Consider the following 25,580-nt stretch of genomic DNA (forward strand, 5'->3'; position numbering starts at 1 on the left):
AATCATCAACATCATTTTAAAATCTTAATACTTTTAGACTAAATTTGAGCTTTTATTTAGAACTCAAATCATGAAAGATTATAAAAAATATTACCTTATTCCGGCAACTCAAGAAGAAGTTTATTTAGCCTTAACAAATCCTTTAAGTATTAAACTTTGGACTGGTGCTGAAGCTGAAATGAGTAACCTAGCGGGGTCAGAGTTTTCTTTGTTTAATGGTGATATTGTAGGAAAAAATCTAGAGTTTATTGAAAATCAAAAAATTGTACAAGAATGGTATTTTGACGGACAAGAGGGAAAATCTATCGTAACCATTAAACTACATGAGCATAAAAAAGGTACTTCAGTAGAATTATTACATACCAATATCCCAACAGAAAGCTATGAAGAATTTGTTGATGGCTGGGATAGCTCTTATTTTGGAGAATTATTAGAATTTTTTGAAGAGTAATTCTTTAGGTAATTTTCTCTATTCTACAATAGTTTCTAATAAAAAAAGCTCTTCATTAAAAGATATTTAATCTAATAAATGAAGAGCTTTTTAATTTATGGCTTTAATCTGCTACAAATTGTTATAATTCGTTATAAACGTGTCTGATATCTGGCCTCAAATTATAAGCAGAAGCCATAACCTCGCCATAAGCGCCTGCCGTTCTCAATGCTATTAAGTCTCCTCTTTTTGTTTCTGGTAAAGCAACTTCTTTTCCAAAACAATCAGATGATTCGCAAATTGGCCCAACAACATCGTAATTAATTATTTTTGATTCTTGATTTTTGATTTCAGAATTATCTAATTGTCGGGAAATGTTTTCTATTTTATGATATGCCTGATACAAAGCTGGACGCATTAATTCTGTCATACCAGCATCTACAATCGCAAAATTCTTTTTAATACCATGCTTTACATATAAAACACTAGTAATTAAGCTACTACATTGGGCAACTAAAGCCCTACCTAATTCAAAATGTACTTCTTGATAAGGTTTTATCTCTAAAAAATCTTTAAAAATCTGGAAGTAGCTATTAAAGTCTGCTATATTATTTTCATCAGGGTGATGATAATCTACACCCAAACCACCGCCAACATTTAAAACTTTTACAGGCATACCACGCTCTTCAAACCAAGACTGAACTTCATTAACCTTAACACAAAGGCTTTTGAAAACATTCATATCTGTAATTTGAGAACCCACATGGAAATGTATACCTAAAAATTCTAAATGGCTACATTTTTTTAATGTTTCCGAAACATCAGCAAGTTCCCAGGCATTAATACCAAATTTATTTTCATCTAAACCAGTAGTAATATAATGGTGGGTATGCGCATCTACATTAGGGTTTACACGAATAGCAACCGAGGCTTTTTTACCTTTCTTAGCAGCTAATTCATTTATAACCTCTAATTCTTGAATAGATTCTACATTAAAACAAAAGATATTTTTGTCTAAAGCATCGTTAATTTCTCTGTCTGATTTTCCTACACCCGCAAATACAACCTGCTTAGCATCAAAACCTATTTCTAAAGCTTTTTTAACTTCGCCACCAGAAACGCAATCAGCACCAAAGCCAAAATCTTTAATCACCTGTAAAACACGGTTATTAAAATTGGCTTTTAAAGCAAAATGTACATGAAAATGGTGCGGTAAAGAAGCCTCTTTACAAGCCGTTAAAGTGTTTTTCAACAACTTTAAATCGTAATAGTAAAAAGGAGTCTCTTTATCTTTAAATGAATCTACTATTTGGGCATTAAACATTTGCCTTACCATCTGCACTAAATTATTCAAATAAACGATTGTGTAAACTTCTTAATGCTTCTACTTTATCCTCGGTTTTAACCAATAAAGAGATATTGTAGTTACTTCCACCATAAGAAATCATCCTTAAAGGGATATGTTTTAAAGATTCAAAAACTCTTGAAGCAAAACCATGTGTATCAGCACCCATATCCCCTACTATACAAATGATAGATTGGTTTACATCAACTTCAACAGTTCCAAAATCACTTAATTCTTTGGTGATTTCTCCTAAGTATTTAGTTTCATCTATGGTAACAGAAACTGCCACTTCTGAGGTTGTAATCATATCAATTGGCGTTTTATAACGCTCAAAAACTTCAAAAACTCTCCTTAAGAAACCGTAAGCCAAAAGCATTCTGCTAGATTGTATTTTAATAGCTGTAATACCATCTTTTGCTGCAATAGATTTAATTTTTCCTTTTTCACTCTCAGAACTAATTAAAGTACCAAAAGCTTTAGGCTCCATCGTATTTAACAACCTAACCGGAATTTTATAACGTTGTGCAGGAAAAACAGATTGTGGGTGTAAAATTTTAGCACCAAAATAGGCTAATTCAGCAGCCTCATCAAAAGATAAACGAGCAATTGGCTTTGTACCTTTTACAATACGAGGGTCGTTATTGTGCATTCCGTCAATATCTGTCCATATTTGAACTTCTTCAGAACGTATACCAGCACCAATTAAAGAAGCGGTATAATCACTTCCTCCTCTTCTTAAATTATCAATCTCACCAAAAGAATTTCTACAGATATACCCTTGCGTGATAAACAAATTTATAGAAGGATTTGCATCTAAAAGTGGCGTAAGTTTTTCTGTAATAAAATCTACAATAGGCTCATTATCTTCATCAATCTTCATGAACTCTAAAGCTGGCAATAACACAGATGGAACACCAATTTCTTGTAAGTAAATGTGATATAAAGTTGTTGATAAAAGCTCGCCTTGTGCTAAAACAACTTTTTCTTCAATTGCGGTAAATAAATCATGTGAAAAAGCATCTAATAGCTCAAAATGAGAATCAATAACCTCTTTTCCTTTAGCTAGAAACTCGTCCTTTTGAAATAGTTCTTTAATGAAAATCTCATACTTATCCTTTAAAGCCTTTACAAGTTCCTTCGCCTTATTTTTATCAGACGCAAGATAGGCTTGAGATATCTCTACCAAGCTATTGGTTGTACCAGAAACTGCAGATAGTACAACTATCTGTCTTTCAGACGGATTAATGATGTCTAAAAGTTTTTTCATTCTTTCAGGGCTTCCTACAGATGTACCCCCGAATTTTAGAACTTTCATTTTTACTAGTTTTTATATGATTTTTAATTCAGGCGCTAAAAATAGATAAAAGCTTGATATTATCAGGAACGAATAAAATAAAATTGTACGATTTTTGATTAATAACAATTATTTACATTAATAATTATATTTTTATCCATCCTATTTTTATATAAATAAAAGCCTTTATAACATGCAGGAATTAGAACTCTCTATCCAATCTAAAATTAACACTTGGTTACAAGGAAATTACGATGCCGAAACCAAGCAAAAAATCCAAACTTTATTGGATGATAAATCTTTTACAGAATTAACCGATTCTTTTTATAAAGATCTTGAATTTGGTACCGGAGGCCTACGTGGTATTATGGGCCTAGGTTCTAATCGTATTAATAAATATACAATTGGAGCTGCTACACAAGGTTTAGCCAATTATTTAATCAAAAAATATCCGGGCGAAGCCATAAAAGTTGCTATTGCACATGATAGTCGTAACAATTCCGATTATTTCGCTAAAATAACTGCTGAAGTTTTATCTGCTAATGATATTCATGTTTATTTCTTTAAAGCTTTAAGACCTACGCCAGAACTTTCTTTTGCCGTAAGGGAGCTAGGTTGTAAAAGTGGTGTGATGTTAACAGCATCTCATAACCCTAAAGAATATAATGGTTATAAAGCTTATGGTGCAGATGGCGGGCAGTTTGTAGCCCCAGATGATAAAATGGTGATGGATGAAGTAGCAAAAATCACCAATATAGACGATGTTAAATTTACGGCCAAGCCTGATAATATTTCTTATATAGGCGAAGAAATAGATGAAAGTTACTTGAGCAAAATAGTTTCCTTATCTGTTTCGCCTGATGCTATTAAGCGTCAGCATGATCTAAAAATCGTGTTCTCTCCTATTCATGGTACGGGTATCACTCTAGTGCCACCTGCTTTAGAGAGATTTGGCTTTACCAATATTACATTAGTAGAGCAACAGGTTAAACCTGATGGAAATTTTCCTACCGTTATTTATCCAAACCCAGAAGAAAAAGAAGCCTTAACTTTAGCTTTACAAAAAGCTAAAGAAGTTGATGCTGATTTGGTTTTAGCAACTGATCCTGATGCAGACCGTGTAGGTATTGCTGTTAAAAATCACGATGGTGAGTTTGAACTTTTAAACGGTAACCAAACTGGCTGTTTATTGGTTAATTACATGTTAGAAGCTTGGGAGAAAGAAGGGAAATTTACCGGTAAAGAATACGTAATTAAAACCATTGTTACTTCTTACCTAATAGATAAAATTGCTGCTTCTAAAAATGTGACCTGCTACAATACCTTAACTGGTTTTAAGTTTATTGGGCAGATTATGACACAATTACAAGGTAAGGAAACCTTTATTGTGGGTGGTGAGGAAAGTTATGGCTATTTAGTTGGCGAATTTGTTAGAGATAAAGATGCAGTAATTTCTTGTGCATTTATTGCAGAAATGACTGCTTTTTACAAAGATAAAGGTAGCAGCTTGTACGATGCTTTGATAGATATGTATGTGAAATACGGTTTCTATAAAGAGAAGTTAGTATCTATCACGAAGAAAGGTAAAACCGGTGCCGAAGAAATTGTAGCTATGATGGAGCGTTTTAGAAATAATCCGCCACAAAGCTTAGGCGGCTCTAAAGTGGTTACTTTAAAAGATTATACTTTAAGAAAAGAAACTGATTTAAATTCTGGTATCATTAAACAAATAGATTTACCAAAATCTGATGTTTTACAGTTTGTTACCGAGGATGGTTGTATCATTTCTGCTCGTCCGTCTGGTACAGAACCAAAAATTAAATTCTATTGCAGCGTAAACACGCCTTTAGCAAATAAAGAAGCATTTAAAGAAACTGATGCTTTGTTAGATGAAAAAATCAATCAGATTATGACTGATTTAGGAGTTTAAAAATCATAAGGCCCGTTTAAAGCGGGCTTTTTTTATACGCCATCTTTAAAACACAAATTATTGCGTAAACCAACGATAATTAAAAATATCGCACAAATAGACGATAATTAAAAATATCGCGTAATTAAGCGATAATTACTATATTGCATATTATGATGCAAGCAATTTTAACCGGAGATATCATCAGCTCAAGAAAAGTTGATTCTGAAATATGGCTCAATAGCTTAAAAACACTGTTTGGGCAATATGGTGTGCAACCTAAAGATTGGGAAATTTATCGTGGTGATAGTTTTCAAATCAAAACAGAACCCGCATTTGCACTTAAACTGGCTTACATTATCAAAGCTAATGTTAAAAAGTTAAGCAAATTAGATGCAAGAATTGGTATTGGTATTGGAGATATAAATTATCAAAGCGATAAGCTATCAGAATCTAATGGTAATGCTTTTATTTTTGCTGGCGAAAGTTTTGATAACTTAAAGACTAATAATTTGGCAATAAAAACTACATGGCCGCAGTTTGATTTAACCATAAACACCATGTTAGAAATTTTTGCGCTTACCGCTGATGGTTGGACATCAACATCGGCAGGAATGATATTGAAGGCTTTACAACATCCAGGGCTTAATCAGCAACAGCTTGCTGCCGCGTTAAATAAAAAAAGCCAAAGTGCTATAAGTGCGGGCTTAAAAAGAGGTGGTTATGATGGATTGCTAAAACTGCTAAATTATTATCAGCAACAGCTACAAAACCTATGTTAACATTATTATTGCAACTGCTATTAGCACATCTTATTGGCGATTTTGTTCTGCAACCCAACAAATGGGTTGAACATAAAAAGTCGTTCAAAATAAAATCAAAATACCTTTATTTCCACGCAGCCATCCATTTACTGCTTTTGTTATTAATAACAGCATTTAAAACGCAATATCTATTGGGTATTATGGCAATTGTAATCAGTCATTTAGTTATTGATATACTTAAAATTTACGTAGAGAAACCCAAATACAGCAAAGCATACTTTTTTGCAGACCAGCTTTTACACTTCTTTGTTATAGCAGTGGTAGTTTACGCTTATTATCCTTACGCGGTAAATCTCCAATACCTGCAAACGCCACAATTTTTATTAATGGTTACAGCTGTATTGAGTGTAAGTTATGTAAGTGCCATTGTTTTAAGAGTTTTGTTAACGCAATGGAGTTTACAAATTAAGCAAGAAACATCAGAACTTATTCAACACAATAGTAACCATGCAGGTAAGTATATTGGTATTTTAGAGCGCTTGTTTATCTTCTTTTTTGTAGTGATAAACTTTTGGGAGGGTATTGGCTTTTTACTAGCCGCTAAATCTATTTTTAGGTTTGGCGATTTAAAAGATGCTAAAGACATCAAGCTTACAGAATATATCCTGATAGGAACTTTACTAAGCTTTGGAATGGGTATTTTATGTGCCGAACTTTATTTAGCTGTTTTAAAAATCTTATAAAAGCGCATCAATAGCTTGGGCTAAAGCTTTATCTTTTTCTGTAACGATATTTCCTTCATCATGGGTTTGAAGCCAAATTTCAACCTTATTATAGGTGTTTTTCCATGTGGGATGATGCTGGGCTTCTTCTGCTAAAACTGCAACTCTTTTCATAAAAGCAAAAGCTTCAGCAAAATCTTTAAAGCTGAAGCTTTTGTAAAGTGAATTATTTTCTTCTTTCCAGTTCATGTTATTTAACCTGCGACCAGATTTCGTAAATTTTTTCTCCTTTAGAGCTTAAACCGCTGTGGTGCCAGTCGCCATTTTCTAGTTTGCCATCAAAGCTTAAAGAAGCACCTACTCTATTATTATCTCTAGAGAAAAACTCAATTGTTTCTACATATTTACCATCTTTAAAAGTATAAGAACCTCCACCAGTACCATTAAACAACTTAACAGCTGGGTCTATAGCCAACCATTGGAACTTACTTCCTGTTAATATTTTATAAGTAACTCTGGTACCTGTTTGGTGTATAGGTACAACTTTACCATCGGGCTGCATTCTAGAGGTTATACGCCAAACGCCAGCCAAAGGTGCATTACCATCATCAACTCTTTTAAATTTTAGAATCTTACTGCCAGGCATTAAAGTAAGTTCATCATTTAAGAAAGTATAAGGTAAATGTATTTTTTTGCCCACAGCATCGGCATTAAGATTATGTACCAACATATTAATCACCAGCTCTTTATCGGTACGCTCAAAAGTACCGCCATGTAAATTTATAAACTCGTTATCCTTATAAATGGTATGGAAAATAAAGTCATGCTCTATTAATAATAAATGGTTGGTATCACCATCTTTTAAATGCCAAGCACCTTTTAATTGTGCTATTAAATCTTGTGTAGTAGTCATCATCAATAAAAGTAAAAAGATTTTAAAAATACGAAGAGGCTTTTTCATATGCGTATTATTTTTTCTTAAATCTAAGAATTATATAGTGTATTTTCTTTGGTTTGATGATACTAAATTTATATTTGCAGCATGTTTCAACGCATAATTGCATATCTGTTAATCTGCACTATTATTTCTACTCATTATAGTAAAATATATGTGTTTGCAGGTTTTGAGTTGAACAAAAATTATATTGCAGCACAACTTTGCGAAAACAAAAAAAAGCCGCAATTACAATGTTTTGGGAAATGTTTCTTGAAGAAAAAACTAGAACAAGCAGAAAAAAAGCAAGCACAACAGGAAAGGCAAAATCAGAAAAACTTATTTCAAGAAATTGCTACTGTAAACAACTATGCTTTTCGCTTTAACACAAGTTTAATTCTTGAAATTAACACCCCAGTTCAACTCCACTACAACTTAGTTCGTGTATTCCCTATTTTCCACCCTCCTGCTTAAGCCTGCATAAATTTTATTTAACATCATCTCAAGCGTTTAGATGATATTTTTTATTGCAGACTTAAATAAAATCACATGAAATTTTATTTGATAATGGTTTGGTACATCCTCGCCATTGTAAACACTTATGCACAAGATATAAGTGGAATCGTATATGAGGAGTTTACAAAAACACCCATCAGTGGAGCTATTATTAAAGTTGAAAACCAGAATTTGGTAAGTTTAACCGATGCTTCCGGAGCTTTTTATATCAAAAGCTCAAAAGATAGTACAAATTTGTTTATAACAGCTTTAGGTTATGAAAATCAAGAATTTATTGTAAAAACTAATCATACAGTTTATATCGCTTTAAAGCAAAATAACAGCAATTTAAATGAGGTTGTTGTTACAGCAAACAGAGAGGCTTCTTTAAGAAGCCAAACTCCTATAGCTATTAGTAAATTATCGGCAAAGCTTATTGATGAGACAAAGGCTAATCAGGTTTTTGAAATCATTAATAAAACACCAGGAGTTATCATGCCGAGTTATAATAACGAGCAACATGGAATGTCTATAAGGCAACCTATGGGCACAAGTGCTTATTATTTATATCTGGAAGACGGTGTACCCATAAGACCTTTAGGAGTTTTTAATCATAATGCTTTATTGGAAGTTAACCAATTTGTTATCAATAGTATTGAAGTTGTAAAAGGACCTGTTTCCTCTATTTACGGACCCGAAGCTGTGGGTGGGGCTATTAATTTTATTATGCAAAGGCCTACCCCCGTACCTACTGCAAAAGTGGGCGTTCAGTTTGACAATTGGGGATTTAGACGGATACAATTTGGAGCCGGAGCTCAACTAAAAAAGTTTGGCTTTTATATTGGAGGCTTAAGCAGTAAACAAACCAATTCTTGGATGGCAAGTTCTGATTATGATAAAACATCATTAAATGCCAGATTAGAATACAATTTTAGTAATAAAACTCGCCTCATAGGAAACTTCATCTACGGAACTTATTATTCGCAAATGGCCGGAAACGTAGATAGTACCATGTTTTACAGCAGAAATTATGTAAGTACATCAGATTTTACTTATAGAAAATCTGATGCTTACCGTTCTCGCTTAACCTTAGAACATGATTGGAATAGCCATTCTAAATCTTTCATTACGCTATTTCATAGAAACAATAAGCATGGACAAAATCCAAGTTATGCCATTAGATGGAATCCTGTATCAAGTGCAACAAACGACCCTACCAAGGCCCGAGGTGAACTAAACTCTAATGATTTTGAGAGTTACGGATTCATCGCTCAACATAGTCAAAAGTTTAATTTTTTAAACTCGAAACTTCTTGCAGGTGCAGTTTTAGATTTAACAGAAAACACCTATTGGTCTTATTTAATTGATTTAAATGCACAACTAGATCCAAGTAATAGATTTGTAGAAAAGTATAGTATAGCTAGAGAAAGACCAGATTCTCCAATAGCAAATTATAATGGCGATATAAAAAACTATGCCACCTATTTACAATATGATTTTGAGCCTGTCAATAAGTTACGCTTTTCAGTTGGTGGCAGATATGATGTGATGGATTTAGATTATATCAATAACATTAATTCAACATCTGGGAATATCATTTACCAAAGGTTTACGCCTAAAATTGGCGCAACTTATGAGATTGATAAAAATAAGGGTGTTTATGCTAATTTTTCTCAGGGCTTTTCGCCGCCATCTTTAACTGCTATTTTCAGACCAAGACCTAATACCAATCCGGTAGAATTTTATACCAATTTAAGCCCTGCTTACTTTAATAATTATGAATTGGGAGGATGGATTTCTTTTCTTAAAAACAAATTTTATTTGGATGTTACGGCTTACCAAATGGATGGCAGAAATGAATTGCTCAATATCCGTCAACCAGATAATTCTTTTGATTTTCAGTCGGCAGGAAAAACCTTACACCGTGGTTTAGAATTTGGATTTAACGCCAAACCAACAGCAGAATACTGGTTTAGATTTGGAGGTACAACCGCCATCCATCGTTTTAAAGATTTTAAAATTAGCGATAGACCAAATGACCCATTTCAAAACCTAGCTGGGTTTGACATGCCTAGCTCACCACGCTGGACATGGAATAGCGAATTTTCATATTATCCTAAATGGGTTAAAAACTTTAGAACATCTATAGAATGGCAATATCTTTCATCCTGGTATCAAAACCAAATTAATACGGTAAAGTATGAAGGTTATCATTTGTTAAATTATCGAGTTGGCTATAAGTGGAAAGCTATTGAGCTTTATGCCAATATTATGAATTTTACTGATGAGTTATTTGCAAACTCGGCAACTAGAGGTAATAACCTTACTGATAGAAGCACCTTTAACCCTGGTGCGCCAAGAACGTATGTAATGGGTATTCAATATAATTTTACTGGTAAGAATAAAATCAATTAACTAAAAGAGCTTGCTTTGAATTTAAAGCAAGCTGTTTTTTAGCATCATTAAAATGAAAAAATATATCAAACAAAACATCTATAAATGGCATAAAATTATAGGTTTAATTACCATTATACCTGTAATTTTTTGGACATTATCTGGCCTTATGCATCCATTTATGGCCCATTGGTTTAAACCTACTTTGCCAAAAGAAAAATTAGAGATTAGCGTAATAGATACTACAAAAATAAAATACAGTATTCAAGAAGTTTTAAAAGCGCATCAAATACACCGATTTTTAAACTTCCGTATTGTTTATTTTAAAGGAAACTCTTATTATCAAATTATAAGTATAGATAAAAAGATAAGATATTTTAATACAACAACTAGCGAAGAACTCTTAAACGGTGACCAGCATTATGCTACATATTTAGCAAAATATTATTTAGCAGATACAGCTATTAAGCCTTCAAATATCAGCTTACAAACTACTTTTAGCCAAGACTATAAATACATCAATCGGCTTTTACCAGTTTGGAAATTATCTTTTGATAAAAACGGAGGTACAGACTTATTTATAGAAACCACTAGCAGTCGCTTAGCTACTTTTAATAATCAAAACCGTAAAAATTTCCTCTTAATTTTTGATTTATTTCATAATTGGTCTTTTTTAGATGCTATAAGCAATAACCAAATACGTATTGTAATGATGATGATTTGCTTAAGCATCATTATATTATCAGCGCTAAGCGGAATACTTATTTATGGATTTATGTGGGGTAAATTCAAAAAAACACCTATAAATAGTAAAAGTATTCTGAAAAAGTACCACAGGCAAATTGGCATTGCGACCGCTTTTGTTACCTTAACTTTTGCTGCTAGTGGCGCTTATCATGCTACCACAAAATGGAATCCAAACAAAGAAACAGGATTAAAATATGAGCCTATCATTAAAATAGAGCACCTCAAAAAAGACTTTTTAAAGCTTAATCTATTTTGGGATAAATTATCCAATATTTCAATTGTTACTTTAAAAAAGGACACTTTATATCAAGTAGTTTATAATAAAACAGATGACGAGCCTCAAGAAATTTTATATTTTAATGTTAGAACTGGCAAAGAAACTTTAAATGCTGATATTGAGTATGCTAAGTATTTAGTTAAAAAGTTTACTTCTACTACACAACAAGAAGATATTATTTTACCAGATTGCTGCTTAAAAACCGATGAAAACAATAATTTTTTTGAAGCAAAACTATTAAATACAAAGACACTGTATTCTTTTTCAAGAGATTATGGTTTTGTATTTAAAAGGCTGCCTGTTGTGCAGTTAGATTATGATACCCCGCAAAACGACACCTATTTTATTGATACCCAATTTTCAACCTTAGCTTCTCATATAACAGATGAAGATAGAATAGAAGGTTATAGTTTTGCCATATTTCACAAATTCTTGTTTATGGATTGGGCTGGTAAAAACATTAGAGATTTTACCATGTTAATTTCAGCACTAGGTGTATTAATTGTAAGTTTGTTTGGCCTTGCCATATTTATTAAAAAATAAGATAAAGATGAATAATTTAAAAATGATACTTGTTGCAATATGCTTTAGTTTTTTGGCATGTAATAACGATAAAGAAGAGCAACAAAAATTACAAAAGCAAGTTATAGATAAACATGATGTTTTAATGGCTAAGATGGATTCTTTAACAGAAAACCAATTAAGATTAGACAGTATAACTTTAAAATACAAGAAAATTAAGTCAGAAAACCCAAGTCTTGATAGCAACACATTAATAGCTAAAATTGATAGTGCAAAAAACTTATTAAACAATGCCGATGAAGCTATGATGAATTGGATGCATCAGTTTAATCCAGATTATACTGGAAAATCTAGCAAAGAAATTTTCGATTATTTAAAAAGTCAGGAACAAAAAATAGATTCTGTAAAAACTTTATTTGATAAATCTTTAGCACATAGCAACGCTCTTATTAAACAATATAAATAACATGAAAATCAATATTTTAATAGCTATTTCTTCTTTATTTCTAACAATAGTATCATGTAAGCAAAACCCTGCTAAACTGCCTATTTTGGGTAATCGTGAAGTTGCTGCTAATGGTAAAGATACTGTTTATCAAAGCATTCCTGATTTCAACTTATTAAATCAGGATAGCGTTTATATAAATAACGATTCTTTGAAAGATAAAATCTATGTTGCTGATTTTTTCTTTACCTCCTGCCCTTCTATATGCCCAATTATGAAGAAGCAGTTATTGCGTATTCATGATAAGTATAAAGATAATAACCAAGTAGCTATCGTATCACATACTATAGACCCTAAGCATGATAGTGTACCCGTTTTAAAAAAATATGCAGATAAACTCGGCGTAAGCAGTAAAAAATGGCACTTTTTATATGGCGATAGAGATGTTATTTACAATATGGCCCGTAATGGTTATATGAATTATGCCGATAGAGATTCTTTAGCACCAGGAGGTATCAGTCACTCTGGCTATTTTATTTTAGTAGATAAAAACAGGCATATTAGAGGCGCTTATGATGGTACTGATGAAAAGCAAGTAAGCCAACTGATGGATGATATGGATATTTTATTAGCCGAGTATAAATGAGAGCAAAAATTATAAGTTTGGCCTTTAGTATGCTCATTGCTTGTATCTTTCTAAACGCTTGTACTGAGGATGAAGTAAAATACCAACGCTATTATGCGGATGGTTCTCAGGTTTACCAAGTACATTGCCAAAATTGCCACATGAAAGATGGAAGTGGTTTGGCAAATGTCATCCCTCCTTTAACAGATAGCACTTTTTTAAGAGAGAACAGAAAAGACTTGGCTTGCTATATTGTTTATGGTTTATCAGATACTATAGTGGTAAATGGTATAACGTACCAAACTCCTATGCCTGCAGAAAAACATTTAGCAGCAATAGATATTGCTAAGGTTTTAACTTATATCACCAACTCATTTGGTAATAAGCAAGGTATTTATGATGTTAAGGAAGTAGAAAAGAATATCAATAACTGTAAGTAAAAGCCTATCTTTGTGGGGCAAATCGCTCTATCGCTGTCCCGATTAATATCGGGATGGAGGAAAGTCCGGGCAACACAGAGCATCCTGCTTCCTAACGGGAAGGCACCCCACAAAGGTGACAGAAAGTGCTACAGAAAATAAACTACTTCCGTTTAACGGGAGAAAAGGTGAAAACGTGAGGTAAGAGCTCACGACTTTGTATGGCGACATGCATCGTGGTAAACCTCAGGAGTTGAAAGACCAAATAAACCTTAACCGTCGGGGCTGCTCGTTCCGCTGCGCTTGTCGCTATTAAGGAGGGTAGGTCGTTAGATCATAATAGCAATATTATGGCAAGATAAATGATAGAGAATCCTGAAATCCAAAGCAATTTGGATCAGGATGACAGAACCCGGCTTATAGATTTGCTTTTTATAACGATATTCTGAAAGTCCTGCTCCAATGCAGGACTTTTTTTATGCATAATTGTATAGATTAGTATACATTTTTAAACCCCAAACGTTAAATATTTGTATGGCAAAAATTTTAATTATTGATGATGAAAGAGCTATCAGAAATACGCTAAGAGAAATTTTAGAGTATGAAGATTTTGAAATTGAAGATGTAGACAACGGCGTTGACGGTTTAGACTTAATTAAAAGAAAGAATTATGATTTAGTTCTTTGCGATATTAAGATGAATAGAATGGATGGAATGGAAGTTCTATCTGCAGGCTTAGAAATAAGACCTGATTTACCTTTCATCATGATATCAGGACATGGAACCGTTGAAACTGCTGTTGAAGCTTCTAAAAAAGGTGCCTTTGATTTTATTTCTAAACCGCCAGATTTAAATCGTTTATTAATTACCGTAAGAAATGCTTTAGATAGAGGTTCTTTAGTTACAGAAACTAAGGTATTAAAGCAAAAAGTAAGTAAAACCAAAACCAGAGAAATTTTAGGCGAATCTCCATCTATCAATAAAATTAAAGAAACCATAGAAAGGGTTGCCCCTACAGAGGCCCGTGTTTTAGTTACTGGAGCCAATGGAAGTGGTAAAGAACTGGTAGCAAGATGGCTACACGAAAAATCTAACAGGGCTCAAGGGCCTATGGTTGAGGTAAACTGTGCTGCTATCCCATCAGAATTGATAGAATCAGAATTATTTGGACATGAAAAGGGTTCTTTTACATCAGCTGTAAAACAGCGTATTGGTAAGTTTGAGCAAGCTAATGGTGGTACGCTATTTTTAGATGAAATTGGCGATATGAGTGCATCAGCGCAAGCGAAAGTTTTAAGAGCTTTACAAGAAAGTAAAATTACCAGAGTAGGCGGCGAAAAAGAAATAGATGTTAACGTAAGAGTGGTTGCTGCTACCAATAAAGATTTGCTTAAAGAAATTGAAGCGGGTAATTTTAGAATGGACCTTTACCACAGACTAAACGTTATCCATATCCATGTACCGCCTTTGGTAGAAAGAAAAAGTGATATTCCACTATTGTCTGAGACCTTTTGTGAAGAAATTTGCAATGATTATGGAATGCCTGTTAAAAAAATATCAGCCGGAGCTTATGAAGCACTTAAAAATTTACCTTGGACAGGTAACATACGTGAGCTTAGAAATGTGATAGAACGTTTAATTATTTTAAGCGATAAAACCATTACAGAGGATGATGTTAAAGCTTTCTCCAACCCTAGTGGAAGTATTTATGAGCCAGAAACTACCAGTAAATCATCGGGCTTAAACTTTGATGAATTTGTTAATTTCCAAGACTATAAAGATTATGCCGAGAAAGAGTATATCAAATTTAAGCTAGAAAAAAACAATTGGAACGTTTCTAAAACAGCCGAAGATATTGATATCCAAAGAAGTCACCTTTACTCTAAAATTGAGAAATTTGGCCTAAAAAGAGGCGAATAACATAAAAGGGATAGTTTTTACGCTATCCCTTTTTTAATAAAGCTCTATTTTCTTTTCTAAAAATCTTCTCTTTCTCCTTTTTCATCTTTATTTCAATAACGCCATTTTTAGCATCTTCTCCGTATTTATTTATGGCTATAGCATCTTTTAAAACTTTAATGGAATCTATATCCTGAGGCTTTAACTTTATCTTATCAAGTGGTATATTTCTGAAAACCAGCTGGTTTTTACCAAAATATAAAACATATAAAAGCTGTGGCCGATTTAGCATTTCTGCTCTACTAGGCATACACATTCTTACAACTACTTTATCTGAAGATTTAATACTATCAGGTTTCACTTGTGCAAATACATTTAATTTGATAATAATAGCAAAGAGTAGCAGTAAAAATGATTTCATAAATAAGATAGCTAAATGTGTTTTAAATCTACAGAATAATCTTTTTAATTCTTAAGCCTAAATTTATAATTTATTTGGAGCTAAAAATCTATCTTTGCTCTCCAATATGAAGCATATACGTAATTTTTGCATTATAGCACATATAGATCATGGTAAGAGTACTCTTGCTGATAGACTATTAGAATATACTAAAACCATTACCCAACGTGAAGCGCAAGCACAATTGCTGGATGATATGGATTTAGAACGAGAACGTGGGATAACGATTAAAAGTCATGCTATACAAATGAATTATTTGTATGATGGCCAAGAATATATCTTAAACCTGATTGATACACCCGGACACGTAGATTTTTCTTATGAAGTTTCGCGTTCTATTGCTGCTTGTGAAGGTGCTTTGTTAATTGTTGATGCTTCACAAGGCATACAAGCGCAAACCATTTCTAACCTTTATTTAGCTTTAGAGCAAGATTTACATATCATCCCTATTTTAAACAAGATGGATTTACCTGGTGCTATGCCAGAAGAAGTAAAAGATCAAATTGTTGATTTAATAGGTTGTGATAGGGATGAGATTATACCTGCGTCTGGTAAAACCGGGTTAGGTATTGAAGCTATCTTAGAAGCTGTTATAAAACGTGTTCCAGCTCCTGTTGGCGATCCTCAAGCACCACTTCAAGCGCTTATTTTCGATTCTGTTTTTAACTCATTCCGTGGTATTATAGCTTATTTTAAAGTTGTAAACGGCGAAATTAGAAAAAATGACAGGGTAAAATTTGTTGCTACAGGCAAAGAATATATTGCTGATGAAGTTGGTATTTTAAAACTAACGCCACAAGCTAAAGATGTTGTTAAAACTGGTGATGTAGGTTATATCATTTCTGGTATTAAAGAAGCAAGAGAAGTAAAAGTTGGCGATACCATTGTTTTAAAAGATAAACCTGTTGAAGGTATACAAGGCTTTGAGGAAGTAAAACCAATGGTTTTTGCTGGTATTTACCCTGTTGATACTGATGAGTTTGAAGAATTAAGAGAAGCAATGCACAAGTTGCAACTGAATGATGCTTCTTTGGTTTTCGAGCCAGAGTCTTCTGCGGCTTTAGGTTTTGGTTTCCGTTGTGGATTCTTAGGAATGCTGCATATGGAGATTATTCAAGAGCGTTTAGAGCGTGAGTTTGACATGACGGTTATTACAACTGTACCAAACGTTTCTTACATAGCGCACTCTACTAAAGGTGATCCTATTATTGTAAACAACCCATCAGAGTTGCCAGATCCATCTAAGCTAGAGTTTGTTGAGGAGCCTTATATCAAAGCAAATATCATTACCAAAGCAGAATTTGTTGGCCCGGTAATGTCTCTTTGTATTCAAAAAAGAGGTGTTATTGTTAATCAGCATTATTTAACTTCAGACCGTGTTGAGCTGATTTTTGAAATGCCAATGGGCGAAATTGTATTTGATTTTTATGATAGATTAAAAACAATTTCTAAAGGTTACGCTTCTTTTGATTATCACCAGATTGGCTATAAACAATCTGACTTAGTAAAGCTAGATATTATGCTTAACGGAGAGCATGTTGATGCTTTATCTTCATTAATCCACAGAAGCAATTCTTATGATTTTGGTAAAAAAATCTGCGAAAAATTAAGAGAGCTTATCCCAAGACAACAATTTGAAATTGCTATACAAGCATCTATAGGTGCTAAAATTATTGCTCGTGAAAACGTTAGAGCTTTAAGAAAAGACGTTACAGCAAAATGTTACGGTGGCGATATTTCTCGTAAACGTAAATTACTAGAAAAACAGAAAAAAGGTAAAAAACGTATGCGCCAAGTTGGTAACGTAGAAATCCCACAATCTGCATTTATGGCGGTTTTAAAATTAGATTAATTTAGTTGGTTAGATAGTTAGGTTTTAGTTGTATAGCTATTATTCTAACAAACTAACCAACTAATTCCTAATAAACTAAAAAATGACATTATTAGACGGAAAATTAGTTTCTGAAGAACTAAAAAAACAAATAGCTGTAGAAGCAGCAGAACTTTTAGAAAAAACTGGTCGTAAACCACATTTAGTAGCCGTTTTAGTTGGTAATGATGGTGGTAGCGAAACCTATGTAGCCAGCAAAATGCGTAACTGCGAAAAAGTAGGCTTTAAATCATCATTAATAAGATACGATCATACAGTAACAGAAGAAGAGTTACTGAATAAAATAAAAGAATTAAACGAAGACAAAGAAGTAGATGGCTTTATCGTTCAACTTCCTTTGCCTAAACACATCAATCCTGATGTAATTACAGAAGCTATTGATTACCGTAAAGATGTTGATGGTTTCCATCCTATTAACTTAGGTAGAATGCAACGTAATTTACCATGTTTTTTACCTGCAACGCCTTACGGTATTATGTTGATGCTAGAATATTATGGTATAGAAACCGCTGGCAAGCATTGCGTTGTTGTTGGTAGAAGTAATATTGTAGGTAGTCCAATGAGCATCTTAATGGCTAGAAACGCTAAGCCTGGAAATTGTACCGTTACCTTAACCCATAGCAGAACACAAAATCTTAAAGATTTTACTTTAAAAGCCGATATTTTAATTGCCGCAATTGGCAAGAAGAACTTTATTACAGCAGATATGGTTAAAGATGGTGCTGTAATTATTGATGTTGGCATGAACAGAGAAAGTTCTGAAACTACCAAATCAGGCTTTAAACTTTATGGTGATGTTGATTTTGATGAAGTTGCACTAAAAAGTTCTTATATAACACCGGTACCAGGTGGCGTTGGATTAATGACTATTGTAAGCTTATTAAAAAATACTTTAGCTGCTGCTAAAAGAGAGATTTATTAAAAATACGTATAGATTATTTTTGTTTTACGTATAAATATTTATTTTTGTTGAGATTTAAAATTCTACTTTATTATGGATACAAAAATAACCCTCTCTTTTGATGAAGAAATCATCAAAAAAGCTAAAGCTTATGCTGCTGAAAACAACATCAGTTTATCAAGATTAATAGAGTTTTTATTAACAAAAATCACCACTAAAGAATATAAATCATTAGAAGATTATCCTATTGCAGATTGGGTTTCTGCTGTTGCAGAAGGTGAAGCTATTTATCAAACTAAAAAGGCTTCTAGAAAAAAACTTAAAGATGATTTTTTTGCATCAAGAAAATGAATATATTTCTTGATGCCAATATTCTAGTTTCTGTATTGAATAAAGAATATCCTTTGTTTACCTATTCTTCAAGGATTTTAAGTTTAGCTAACCAGCCTAAATATAACCTTTACACCTCTCCTGTTTGCTTGGCCATAGCTTTCTATTTTACTGAGAAGAAGTCTAAATCGGCTTTAGCCAAACAAAAAATTGAAACTTTGTGTGAACATATTTTAATTGCAGATAATACTTCAGCAGCAGTAAAAAACACCCTTTTAAACAAAAAAGCTCATGATTTTGAAGATGGCTTAGAATATTATGCCGCTATAGAAAAAAAATGCTCATGCATCATCACAGAAAATAAAGAGGATTTCTATTTTGCAGAAATTGAAGTTTTATCTTCTAAAGAGTTTTTCAATCAATATATGCTCAAAAATTAATCGTGTAAGCTACTTACCCCGCCAGAAACTATAAATTTCATTGCTTGTGATGATGATATAGGTAAAGGCTTAATTTTATCAGCTTTTACAATAACCAATTCACCAGCAAAAGAATAAGACCAAGGGAAATAAACAGCCACTTCATCGGTTAAACCTAAAATTTTCAAGTCTTTTTGTGTTAAGAAACCAATTTTCTTTGTTCCATCGCTTGTTTCTACCAATACAGGTTCGTTTAATTTTTTCTCATCGCCTACAATAGCTTCTGTAATATCTTTTACAGAGGAGTATAAAAATTTAAAAACCGGAATTCTGTTTAACCATCTCCCAAACCAATTGTAAATAGGTTCTGTGATGAGGTATGTAGCAATAATTCCAAAAAAAAGAATAATTACTATTACCGATAAAATACCTAAGCCTGGTATGTAAAGCGGTTCTCCTGTATTAGGGTCGGTAATGAAACTATCGCTAAAATTTAAAACAGAATCTAAAGAAGTAAAAGCCCAAAACAAGATTAAAATTGCTGCACCCATAGGTAAAATCAACAATAAACCTTTTATAAAATATCTCAGTAAAGCATTAATAATTCTTTTCATAACTTATTCGTAGTAATATACACGTTTAACCCTTTGTGAAATATTGGTAAGCACCTCATAAGGAATGGTTTGTAGCTGCCCTGCTATTTTATAAAGTAAAGGTTGCGAATCAAAAATAATAACCTCATCTCCTTCTCTAACATCTTTACCGGTAACATCCAACATACACATATCCATACAAATATTGCCAATGGTAAATACTTCTTGATGATTGATAAACATACTCCCCACACCTTTTCCTAAAGCTCTTGGATAACCATCGGCATAGCCAATTTTAACTGTTGCAATTTCACCGTCTTGCTGCATTACACCTACTCTACCATAACCAATAGTATCGCCTTTTTTAGCTTTTTAACTTGTGATACCGTAGTTTTTAAGGTTGCTACCTGATATAAGCTTGTATCATCCTTAGATAAATTATCTATACCATATAAGCCAATTCCTAAACGCACCATATTAAACTGTGCTTGTGGCCATCTTCTTATGGCAGATGTGTTGCAAATGTGCTTTATAAATGAATAACCAATTTCTGTTTCCAAATTTTGGCAAAAAGCATCAAATTTTTGAATTTGAGACTTTGTATAATCATCATGCTGCGGGGCCTCGCTAGCAGCTAAATGAGAGAATACTGTTTTAACTTTTACCGTTTCATTATTTAATAAAAACGATTTAATAGCAGATAAATCTTTCTCCTCAAAACCTAAACGATGCATACCGGTATCTAATTTCAAATGGATGGGGTATTGCGTTCTATGTAGTGTTTTAAGATATTGATGTAAAGATGATAAAGCCGTAAAACTAAATATTTCTGGTTCTAGATTGTATTTCACAATGGCGTCAAAAGAAGAAACTTCTGGGCTCATCACCATAATTGGTAACGTTATACCTGCTTGTCTAAGCGCTATACCTTCATCAGCGTAAGCAACAGCTAAATAGTCTACTTTATTGTATTGTAACAAGTTAGCTATTTCATAACTTCCGCTTCCGTAGGCAAAAGCTTTTACCATAGCCATTAATTTTACTCCCGGCTGTAATTTTGATTTATAATAATTTAAGTTTTGCTCTAAAGCATTTAGGTTGATTTCTAGAATGGTTTCGTGAACTTTTTGAGTTAATATCTTAGAAATTTTTTCGAACTTAAATTGCCTTGCTCCTTTTAATAAAATGGCTTCATTGTTAAAATCATCCAGATTATACTGTTTAAGAAAAGTATCTGTATCTAAAAAAAACTGACTATTAGCATTAAAAAACGTTTTAAAATTTGATAACTGTGAGCCAATAGCAATTAATTTATCGATCTTTTTAGCTTTTAAAAGCTTAGCAACTTTGCTATAAAGCATCTCACTCTTCAAGCCAGATTGTTGAATATCTGATAAAATAAGGGTCTTTACAGGATGCTGGTTTTGTTGATTAAGAAAATCTAAAGCAATTTCTAAAGAAGAAATATCAGAGTTGTAGCTATCATCAATAATAGAAGTTTGGTTGATACCACTTTTTAACTCTAACCTCATTTTAACTTGATGCAGCTTTTCTAATCTGGCTGAAATCACAGGTATGGATACCTTTAATGCCAATAAAGTTGCCAAACAGGTAATAGCATTCTCTATAGATGCTTTATCTGTAAAAGGGATTTTAATATTAAAATCTTCTTGCTGATAAGAACAGGTTAATAGCGTATGTTGGTCTACTAAAGTTTGATTTTTAATTATTAAATCAGCATCTTGAGTAAAACTCCAAGTAAAAACATTAACCTGAGGAGCTTTAAAAGAAACAAATTCTTGATTACAGATGAGTAATTTCACTTCTTGAAAAAGCTCAAACTTCTCTTTTATTTTTCTGCTCTGTTTATAAAGCCTTCATCATGCGGACTACCAATATTTGTTAAAATACCAATATCGGGCTTAATGATATTTTGAAGTCTAAGCATTTCATGAGGTAAGGATAGGCCAGCCTCAAAAATGCCAAAATCAAACTGCTTATCCATTTGCCAAACAGCAAGTGGTACTCCTATTTGCGAGTTATAACTTTTAGGACTTCTTACCACATAATAGTCTGGTGCTAATAGCTGAAAAAGCCATTCTTTAACAATGGTTTTACCATTACTTCCGGTAATACCAATAACCGGATAATGAAATTTACTTCTGTGATGAGCTGTTAACTGTTGTAAAGCATTTAAAGTATCAGGAGTGTAAATGAAATTTGCTTCTGGAAAATCTTTAATATTAAAATCTTGCTGATGATAAACAAAAGCTCTTACACCAGCTTTATATAAAGCTGGGATGAACTGATGAGCATCTTTTCTTCCTTTTAAAACAAAGAAAACAGAGGAATGTGCATCAGAAACCTTTCTACTATCTGTTAAAATAGTATGAATAATTTGATTTGGATGAACTAAAACGCATTGCTCTCCTATTAAAGTGGCTATTTCCTGAATTGAATATATTTCTGAATTCATTTGAAGCAAATTTGGCGATTATATATGAATAACACTAATTTTATGCTTCAACATGGAAAAAGAAAAACCATTAAAATACATTGATAAAAAAACAGCTTTACTAAAAGCAGAAGCGTATTGTGCTTACCAAGAAAGAAGTCAGTACGAAGTAAGAACCAAACTTTTAAATTTAGGCTTAAAATTTCAAGAACTAGAAGAGGTTATTACAGCTTTAATAGAGAATAACTTCTTGAACGAAGCCCGCTTTGCGCAAGCCTTTTCTCAAGGAAAGTTAAGGATGAAAGGTTGGGGAAGAAACAAAATTAAGCAAGGTTTGGTTGCCAAAGGTGTATCTGTACCCATTATAAAATCTGCTTTACAAAAAATAAATAAAGAAGAGTATGCCGATAAGCTTACAGATGTGTTGAAGAAAAAGCATAAAGAATATCAGTTTAAAGATGATTATACTACTAAAAATAAGCTCATAAAGCATGCTTTGAGTCGGGGTTTTGAGTATGATTTAATTTTTTTGTACTGAATAATAATGGCTTAAAGCAATAATTGAAAATTTTTGCAAAGAGGACTTGCAAACTCTTTTTTTCTGCCTATATTTGCACTCCCTTCACAGGGAAACGTTCTTTAAGAATTTAAATTATGCGAAAGTAGCTCAGTTGGTAGAGCACAACCTTGCCAAGGTTGGGGTCGCGAGTTCGAATCTCGTCTTTCGCTCTAAGGGATGAAAATCCTGATTTGTGGTAACACAAGCTGAAGTGGTGGAACTGGTAGACACGCAGGACTTAAAATCCTGTTCGCCCTAAAGCGAGTGCGGGTTCGATTCCCGCCTTCAGTACAAAAATCAATCAAAAGGCTTTGATTGTTATTCTTTAGCAAGTAAAGAATATAATACATGCGAAAGTAGCTCAGTTGGTAGAGCACAACCTTGCCAAGGTTGGGGTCGCGAGTTCGAATCTCGTCTTTCGCTCCATGAGAACCTTCCCTACCAGGAAGGTTTTTATTTTACAGCTTCTAAAGCTGCTGAAGTGGTGGAACTGGTAGACACGCAGGACTTAAAATCCTGTTCGCCCTAAAGCGAGTGCGGGTTCGATTCCCGCCTTCAGTACAAAAGCCCGGTATGAAAATATCGGGCTTTTTTGTTTTATTTCCACAAAATAGAAGAAGAAAATATTTAAAAAGCTTTATTGTTATTTATGATTTATAGTTTAAAGTTTTGAATAATAAACAATTAGACTCATGAAGAGCAGTAAAGAATTGTAAACAGCGTTTAACTGTACCCCATTAACCTTTATTTAATTTAAAAAATAATATTCATCTTTTTTAAAACAAAAATAATATTGCATATTGTATCAATTAATTTTAAAAATCATATGAAAAAAATTCTTTTTTTAGCACTTATTGCTTTATCAATGTCTAGTTGTGCAACCGTATTTGGCGGAAAGGTTACTGCTTATCAAAAAACAAAACCAAAAGATGGTGAACAACAACGTTCTGTTAGACCTGTTCCTTTAATTGCAAACATTATATTGTTTCCTCTAGGTTTAGTAGTTGATTTTGCAACTGGTGCGGCATATAAGCCAGAACCAAAAAAATAATTTTATTCAGCGCCTCTTTATTTGAGGCGCTGCTTTAATCTTAATAGGAATTAAATTTATATCTACTTTAAGAAGCTTAATCTTCTTAACTCCTTCTCGCATTCTCTAAAAGAATCTTTTACATTAGCTGCTTAAAGATTTTTAAAATTTCCATGAAGAAACTAATACTTATTTATCTTTTTGTTTTTGCTTTTTATAATGTATTTGCACAACAAGAGGCTACTACAAAAAGTGGCAAAAAAGTTTGGTTATGGAAAAACGGTACTTGGACTTATGCTGATAACTTACAAACTGAGAACTTTAGGCCTTCTAAAACTCCTAAACTAGAACTTCCTAAGCTTACAAAAAGTGATATCATTATACAACATAGCGGATTTTCACTTTCTTATAATGAATTGCATGAGCAAGCTAATTGGGTGGCTTATGAGTTAACCAAAGAAGAAACAGTTAAAGTTCATAGCAGAACAGATAAATTTTTAGAAGATCCAAAAGTTAAAACCAGAACAGCTAACGCTAAAGATTACGCTTCGTCTGGTTATGACCGTGGACATTTAGCGCCTGCTGCGGACATGGTATGGTCTGCAACAGCTATGGCAGAAAGTTTTTATTACAGCAATATGAGCCCACAAAACCCCGGTTTTAACCGCGGTATATGGAAAAAATTAGAAGAACTAGTTAGGACCTGGGCTGTAGAAAATGAAGCTTTATACATAGCAACTGGCCCTGTTTTAAATAGTGGTTTACCAAGTATAGGAACAAATAAAGTAAGTGTACCCAACTATTATTATAAAGTAATTTTAGACTATAAAGCACCCGAAATTAAAGGTATAGGCTTTATTTTAGAGAATAAAAGTTCTAGCCAACCGCTTCAATCTTATGCAGTTAGTATAGATAGCGTAGAAAAATTTACTGGTATTGATTTCTTTGTTTCTTTACCTGATGAAGAAGAAGCAATTATCGAGAAGAAGATATGCTTAGCTTGTTGGTCTTGGGATAGTACAATACCCAAAAATGAAGCAAATACGCTAAAACAAGAAAAACCCTCAGAAGAAAACAATGTTAACAAAGCTGAAGTTAAAACATCATCAGCTGTACAATGCTCAGGAATTACAAAAGCTGGCGCAAGATGCAAGCGTAGAACTACTAATGCTAACGGAAAGTGTTATCAGCATTAAACTTTAAAGCTTAACTCGCATAATAATATCTCGCCAGAGGCATCATCAATTTCTGCTACTTCGTCAAGAAATAAATCCCAATCTCCATCAGTAAATAAATTGCCTTCATATTCCTGAGTTTGGCTATAATAGTTAAAATGCCACTCGTCTATCTCATCTAAATCATCTAAAGAGTAAGAACGTACGCTAAAGCCATCTTCGCTGATGTTGACACTCCAAATAGCAGTTAAAGCACCGCTTTGTTTTGAGATAGAGAAAGAAATATCAAAATCGCCAACAAGCTCTGGCATGTTTTCTAAGTAATTTTTGATTTTTTGCGCAGCAATTTGTTGCTCTTCTTTTATGAGATCTTTATCTTCTATTAACTGAAAAAACTCAATAAAATAGTTCTGATATCTGATAAGTAGGTTTCTGAATATATGATCCATAAATTGTGATTTAAGCACAAAAATAACAGAAATAATATGTAAAAAATAAAATTGCTGAGAAGGGCTGATTACTAATCCTTTAAATTAATATGTTGCC

At 33.0% G+C, this 25,580-nt stretch carries 28 protein-coding genes, 4 tRNA genes and 1 other RNA gene; 23 read left to right on the forward strand and 10 right to left on the reverse strand.

The window, feature by feature from the left end:
• The first annotated feature begins 70 nt into the window (after positions 1-70).
• The gene (locus tag FYC62_RS05520; RefSeq protein WP_149074231.1) at positions 71-451 is read left to right on the forward strand and encodes an SRPBCC domain-containing protein; all 381 of its coding nucleotides are present in this window, start codon (positions 71-73) and stop codon (positions 449-451) included.
• A 121-nt stretch (positions 452-572) separates the two neighbouring features.
• Here the strand turns inward: FYC62_RS05520 and lysA are convergent, their stop codons facing one another.
• Together lysA and FYC62_RS05530 are read right to left on the reverse strand one after the other, a co-directional pair.
• A complete protein-coding gene (lysA, locus tag FYC62_RS05525; protein ID WP_039452523.1) occupies positions 573-1,754 on the reverse strand; it encodes a diaminopimelate decarboxylase in 1,182 nt (393 codons plus the stop codon).
• A 22-nt stretch (positions 1,755-1,776) separates the two neighbouring features.
• Entirely contained in the window at positions 1,777-3,090 is a 1,314-nt protein-coding gene (locus FYC62_RS05530; RefSeq protein WP_039452520.1) for an aspartate kinase, read from the reverse strand.
• A 172-nt stretch (positions 3,091-3,262) separates the two neighbouring features.
• On the opposite strand from FYC62_RS05530, the gene FYC62_RS05535 reads away from it, so the two are divergent.
• The 3 genes from FYC62_RS05535 (at position 3,263) to FYC62_RS05545 (ending at position 6,485) form a co-directional block, all read left to right on the forward strand.
• Entirely contained in the window at positions 3,263-4,999 is a 1,737-nt protein-coding gene (locus FYC62_RS05535) for a phospho-sugar mutase (RefSeq protein ID WP_149074232.1), read from the forward strand.
• 152 nt (positions 5,000-5,151) lie between these two features.
• On the forward strand, positions 5,152-5,760 hold the full coding sequence (locus tag FYC62_RS05540; RefSeq protein ID WP_149074233.1) for a transcriptional regulator: 609 nt from the start codon (positions 5,152-5,154) through the stop codon (positions 5,758-5,760).
• The gene (locus tag FYC62_RS05545; protein WP_149074234.1) at positions 5,754-6,485 is read left to right on the forward strand and encodes a DUF3307 domain-containing protein; all 732 of its coding nucleotides are present in this window, start codon (positions 5,754-5,756) and stop codon (positions 6,483-6,485) included. Before FYC62_RS05540 ends, FYC62_RS05545 begins: the two co-directional genes overlap by 7 nt.
• Here FYC62_RS05545 and FYC62_RS05550 read toward each other — a convergent pair.
• Together FYC62_RS05550 and FYC62_RS05555 are read right to left on the reverse strand one after the other, a co-directional pair.
• A complete protein-coding gene (locus FYC62_RS05550) occupies positions 6,480-6,713 on the reverse strand; it encodes a 4a-hydroxytetrahydrobiopterin dehydratase (RefSeq protein WP_149074235.1) in 234 nt (77 codons plus the stop codon). The genes FYC62_RS05545 and FYC62_RS05550 overlap by 6 nt on opposite strands.
• 1 nt (position 6,714) lies before the next feature.
• Positions 6,715-7,425, reverse strand: a complete 711-nt coding sequence (locus FYC62_RS05555; RefSeq protein WP_149074236.1) for a membrane or secreted protein — start codon at positions 7,423-7,425, stop codon at positions 6,715-6,717.
• Between the two features lie 81 nt (positions 7,426-7,506).
• On the opposite strand from FYC62_RS05555, the gene FYC62_RS05560 reads away from it, so the two are divergent.
• The 8 genes from FYC62_RS05560 to FYC62_RS05595 all read left to right on the forward strand — a co-directional run bounded on the left by FYC62_RS05560 (position 7,507) and on the right by FYC62_RS05595 (position 15,242).
• Positions 7,507-7,872 (forward strand): hypothetical protein, encoded by a 366-nt coding sequence (locus tag FYC62_RS05560; RefSeq protein ID WP_149074237.1) that lies wholly within the window; start codon positions 7,507-7,509, stop codon positions 7,870-7,872.
• 75 nt (positions 7,873-7,947) lie between these two features.
• Positions 7,948-10,308 (forward strand): TonB-dependent receptor, encoded by a 2,361-nt coding sequence (locus FYC62_RS05565; protein ID WP_149074238.1) that lies wholly within the window; start codon positions 7,948-7,950, stop codon positions 10,306-10,308.
• A 52-nt stretch (positions 10,309-10,360) separates the two neighbouring features.
• Complete coding sequence (locus tag FYC62_RS05570; RefSeq protein ID WP_149074239.1) at positions 10,361-11,854, forward strand: PepSY domain-containing protein; 1,494 nt, start codon at positions 10,361-10,363, stop codon at positions 11,852-11,854.
• Between the two features lie 7 nt (positions 11,855-11,861).
• Positions 11,862-12,299 (forward strand): hypothetical protein, encoded by a 438-nt coding sequence (locus FYC62_RS05575; protein ID WP_149074240.1) that lies wholly within the window; start codon positions 11,862-11,864, stop codon positions 12,297-12,299.
• 1 nt (position 12,300) lies between these two features.
• A complete protein-coding gene (locus FYC62_RS05580) occupies positions 12,301-12,924 on the forward strand; it encodes an SCO family protein (RefSeq protein WP_149074241.1) in 624 nt (207 codons plus the stop codon).
• A complete protein-coding gene (locus FYC62_RS05585; RefSeq protein WP_149074242.1) occupies positions 12,921-13,343 on the forward strand; it encodes a c-type cytochrome in 423 nt (140 codons plus the stop codon). Before FYC62_RS05580 ends, FYC62_RS05585 begins: the two co-directional genes overlap by 4 nt.
• Before the next feature lie 14 nt (positions 13,344-13,357).
• An RNA gene (rnpB, locus tag FYC62_RS05590) (RNase P RNA component class A) lies at positions 13,358-13,758 on the forward strand.
• A 98-nt stretch (positions 13,759-13,856) separates the two neighbouring features.
• Entirely contained in the window at positions 13,857-15,242 is a 1,386-nt protein-coding gene (locus FYC62_RS05595) for a sigma-54-dependent transcriptional regulator (protein WP_149074243.1), read from the forward strand.
• Positions 15,243-15,264: 22 nt separating this feature from the next.
• Here FYC62_RS05595 and FYC62_RS05600 read toward each other — a convergent pair whose 3' ends face one another.
• The gene (locus FYC62_RS05600) at positions 15,265-15,642 is read right to left on the reverse strand and encodes a hypothetical protein (protein ID WP_149074244.1); all 378 of its coding nucleotides are present in this window, start codon (positions 15,640-15,642) and stop codon (positions 15,265-15,267) included.
• Positions 15,643-15,748: 106 nt separating this feature from the next.
• On the opposite strand from FYC62_RS05600, the gene lepA reads away from it, so the two are divergent.
• The 4 genes from lepA (at position 15,749) to FYC62_RS05620 (ending at position 19,243) form a co-directional block, all read left to right on the forward strand.
• Entirely contained in the window at positions 15,749-17,533 is a 1,785-nt protein-coding gene (gene lepA, locus FYC62_RS05605; protein ID WP_039452486.1) for a translation elongation factor 4, read from the forward strand.
• An 82-nt stretch (positions 17,534-17,615) separates the two neighbouring features.
• Complete coding sequence (locus FYC62_RS05610) at positions 17,616-18,494, forward strand: bifunctional 5,10-methylenetetrahydrofolate dehydrogenase/5,10-methenyltetrahydrofolate cyclohydrolase (RefSeq protein WP_149074245.1); 879 nt, start codon at positions 17,616-17,618, stop codon at positions 18,492-18,494.
• 72 nt (positions 18,495-18,566) lie between these two features.
• Entirely contained in the window at positions 18,567-18,824 is a 258-nt protein-coding gene (locus FYC62_RS05615; RefSeq protein ID WP_039452483.1) for a DUF6364 family protein, read from the forward strand.
• Positions 18,821-19,243: a type II toxin-antitoxin system VapC family toxin gene (locus FYC62_RS05620; RefSeq protein ID WP_149074246.1), complete on the forward strand. Its 423-nt coding sequence runs from the start codon at positions 18,821-18,823 to the stop codon at positions 19,241-19,243. Before FYC62_RS05615 ends, FYC62_RS05620 begins: the two co-directional genes overlap by 4 nt.
• On the opposite strand, the gene FYC62_RS05625 is transcribed toward FYC62_RS05620, so the two are convergent.
• The 4 genes from FYC62_RS05625 to FYC62_RS17980 are packed head-to-tail and all read right to left on the reverse strand — an operon-like array spanning position 19,240 to position 22,291.
• Positions 19,240-19,836 (reverse strand): DUF502 domain-containing protein, encoded by a 597-nt coding sequence (locus FYC62_RS05625; RefSeq protein WP_149074247.1) that lies wholly within the window; start codon positions 19,834-19,836, stop codon positions 19,240-19,242. The two genes, FYC62_RS05620 and FYC62_RS05625, sit on opposite strands and share 4 nt — an antisense overlap.
• A 3-nt stretch (positions 19,837-19,839) precedes the next feature.
• Positions 19,840-20,142: an alanine racemase C-terminal domain-containing protein gene (locus tag FYC62_RS17970; protein ID WP_317131525.1), complete on the reverse strand. Its 303-nt coding sequence runs from the start codon at positions 20,140-20,142 to the stop codon at positions 19,840-19,842.
• Positions 20,143-20,147: 5 nt separating this feature from the next.
• Positions 20,148-21,638 carry an alanine racemase gene (gene alr, locus FYC62_RS17975; protein WP_317131526.1) on the reverse strand — a complete coding sequence of 497 codons (1,491 nt, stop codon included), beginning with the start codon at positions 21,636-21,638 and terminating at the stop codon, positions 20,148-20,150.
• Between the two features lie 26 nt (positions 21,639-21,664).
• Positions 21,665-22,291, reverse strand: coding sequence for a Mur ligase family protein (locus FYC62_RS17980; RefSeq protein ID WP_317131527.1), 627 nt, complete (start codon positions 22,289-22,291; stop codon positions 21,665-21,667).
• A gap of 52 nt (positions 22,292-22,343) precedes the next feature.
• Between FYC62_RS17980 and FYC62_RS05635 the strand changes: the two genes are divergently transcribed.
• From FYC62_RS05635 to FYC62_RS05665, 7 genes are all read left to right on the forward strand, one after another.
• A complete protein-coding gene (locus FYC62_RS05635) occupies positions 22,344-22,808 on the forward strand; it encodes a regulatory protein RecX (RefSeq protein ID WP_149074248.1) in 465 nt (154 codons plus the stop codon).
• 118 nt (positions 22,809-22,926) lie between these two features.
• A tRNA-Gly gene (locus FYC62_RS05640) sits at positions 22,927-22,999 on the forward strand.
• Between the two features lie 35 nt (positions 23,000-23,034).
• Positions 23,035-23,120 (forward strand) — tRNA-Leu (locus FYC62_RS05645).
• Positions 23,121-23,179: 59 nt separating this feature from the next.
• Positions 23,180-23,255: transfer RNA gene (locus FYC62_RS05650), tRNA-Gly, on the forward strand.
• Positions 23,256-23,304: 49 nt separating this feature from the next.
• A tRNA-Leu gene (locus FYC62_RS05655) sits at positions 23,305-23,390 on the forward strand.
• Between the two features lie 265 nt (positions 23,391-23,655).
• Positions 23,656-23,880, forward strand: a complete 225-nt coding sequence (locus tag FYC62_RS05660; RefSeq protein WP_039451488.1) for a hypothetical protein — start codon at positions 23,656-23,658, stop codon at positions 23,878-23,880.
• Between the two features lie 152 nt (positions 23,881-24,032).
• Positions 24,033-25,055: a DNA/RNA non-specific endonuclease gene (locus tag FYC62_RS05665; RefSeq protein ID WP_149074249.1), complete on the forward strand. Its 1,023-nt coding sequence runs from the start codon at positions 24,033-24,035 to the stop codon at positions 25,053-25,055.
• On the opposite strand, the gene FYC62_RS05670 is transcribed toward FYC62_RS05665, so the two are convergent.
• Positions 25,052-25,483, reverse strand: a complete 432-nt coding sequence (locus FYC62_RS05670) for a hypothetical protein (RefSeq protein WP_149074250.1) — start codon at positions 25,481-25,483, stop codon at positions 25,052-25,054. The genes FYC62_RS05665 and FYC62_RS05670 overlap by 4 nt on opposite strands.
• Positions 25,484-25,580: the final 97 nt, after the last annotated feature.

This window comes from Pedobacter aquae, from assembly GCF_008195825.1.
In the GTDB taxonomy this organism is placed as follows: domain Bacteria; phylum Bacteroidota; class Bacteroidia; order Sphingobacteriales; family Sphingobacteriaceae; genus Pseudopedobacter; species Pseudopedobacter aquae.

Excerpts from the sequence above, each read along its gene's own strand:
- FYC62_RS05520 (WP_149074231.1), top strand. The coding sequence starts at position 71 with ATGAAAGATTATAAAAAATATTACCTTATTCCGGCAACTCAAGAAGAA.
- lysA (WP_039452523.1), bottom strand. The coding sequence starts at position 1,754 with ATGTTTAATGCCCAAATAGTAGATTCATTTAAAGATAAAGAGACTCCT.
- FYC62_RS05530 (WP_039452520.1), bottom strand. The coding sequence starts at position 3,090 with ATGAAAGTTCTAAAATTCGGGGGTACATCTGTAGGAAGCCCTGAAAGA.
- FYC62_RS05535 (WP_149074232.1), top strand. The coding sequence starts at position 3,263 with ATGCAGGAATTAGAACTCTCTATCCAATCTAAAATTAACACTTGGTTA.
- FYC62_RS05540 (WP_149074233.1), top strand. The coding sequence starts at position 5,152 with ATGATGCAAGCAATTTTAACCGGAGATATCATCAGCTCAAGAAAAGTT.
- FYC62_RS05545 (WP_149074234.1), top strand. The coding sequence starts at position 5,754 with ATGTTAACATTATTATTGCAACTGCTATTAGCACATCTTATTGGCGAT.
- FYC62_RS05550 (WP_149074235.1), bottom strand. The coding sequence starts at position 6,713 with ATGAACTGGAAAGAAGAAAATAATTCACTTTACAAAAGCTTCAGCTTT.
- FYC62_RS05555 (WP_149074236.1), bottom strand. The coding sequence starts at position 7,425 with ATGAAAAAGCCTCTTCGTATTTTTAAAATCTTTTTACTTTTATTGATG.
- FYC62_RS05560 (WP_149074237.1), top strand. The coding sequence starts at position 7,507 with ATGTTTCAACGCATAATTGCATATCTGTTAATCTGCACTATTATTTCT.
- FYC62_RS05565 (WP_149074238.1), top strand. The coding sequence starts at position 7,948 with ATGAAATTTTATTTGATAATGGTTTGGTACATCCTCGCCATTGTAAAC.
- FYC62_RS05570 (WP_149074239.1), top strand. The coding sequence starts at position 10,361 with ATGAAAAAATATATCAAACAAAACATCTATAAATGGCATAAAATTATA.
- FYC62_RS05575 (WP_149074240.1), top strand. The coding sequence starts at position 11,862 with ATGAATAATTTAAAAATGATACTTGTTGCAATATGCTTTAGTTTTTTG.
- FYC62_RS05580 (WP_149074241.1), top strand. The coding sequence starts at position 12,301 with ATGAAAATCAATATTTTAATAGCTATTTCTTCTTTATTTCTAACAATA.
- FYC62_RS05585 (WP_149074242.1), top strand. The coding sequence starts at position 12,921 with ATGAGAGCAAAAATTATAAGTTTGGCCTTTAGTATGCTCATTGCTTGT.
- FYC62_RS05595 (WP_149074243.1), top strand. The coding sequence starts at position 13,857 with ATGGCAAAAATTTTAATTATTGATGATGAAAGAGCTATCAGAAATACG.
- FYC62_RS05600 (WP_149074244.1), bottom strand. The coding sequence starts at position 15,642 with ATGAAATCATTTTTACTGCTACTCTTTGCTATTATTATCAAATTAAAT.
- lepA (WP_039452486.1), top strand. The coding sequence starts at position 15,749 with ATGAAGCATATACGTAATTTTTGCATTATAGCACATATAGATCATGGT.
- FYC62_RS05610 (WP_149074245.1), top strand. The coding sequence starts at position 17,616 with ATGACATTATTAGACGGAAAATTAGTTTCTGAAGAACTAAAAAAACAA.
- FYC62_RS05615 (WP_039452483.1), top strand. The coding sequence starts at position 18,567 with ATGGATACAAAAATAACCCTCTCTTTTGATGAAGAAATCATCAAAAAA.
- FYC62_RS05620 (WP_149074246.1), top strand. The coding sequence starts at position 18,821 with ATGAATATATTTCTTGATGCCAATATTCTAGTTTCTGTATTGAATAAA.
- FYC62_RS05625 (WP_149074247.1), bottom strand. The coding sequence starts at position 19,836 with ATGAAAAGAATTATTAATGCTTTACTGAGATATTTTATAAAAGGTTTA.
- FYC62_RS17970 (WP_317131525.1), bottom strand. The coding sequence starts at position 20,142 with ATGCAGCAAGACGGTGAAATTGCAACAGTTAAAATTGGCTATGCCGAT.
- FYC62_RS17980 (WP_317131527.1), bottom strand. The coding sequence starts at position 22,291 with ATGAATTCAGAAATATATTCAATTCAGGAAATAGCCACTTTAATAGGA.
- FYC62_RS05635 (WP_149074248.1), top strand. The coding sequence starts at position 22,344 with ATGGAAAAAGAAAAACCATTAAAATACATTGATAAAAAAACAGCTTTA.
- FYC62_RS05660 (WP_039451488.1), top strand. The coding sequence starts at position 23,656 with ATGAAAAAAATTCTTTTTTTAGCACTTATTGCTTTATCAATGTCTAGT.
- FYC62_RS05665 (WP_149074249.1), top strand. The coding sequence starts at position 24,033 with ATGAAGAAACTAATACTTATTTATCTTTTTGTTTTTGCTTTTTATAAT.
- FYC62_RS05670 (WP_149074250.1), bottom strand. The coding sequence starts at position 25,483 with ATGGATCATATATTCAGAAACCTACTTATCAGATATCAGAACTATTTT.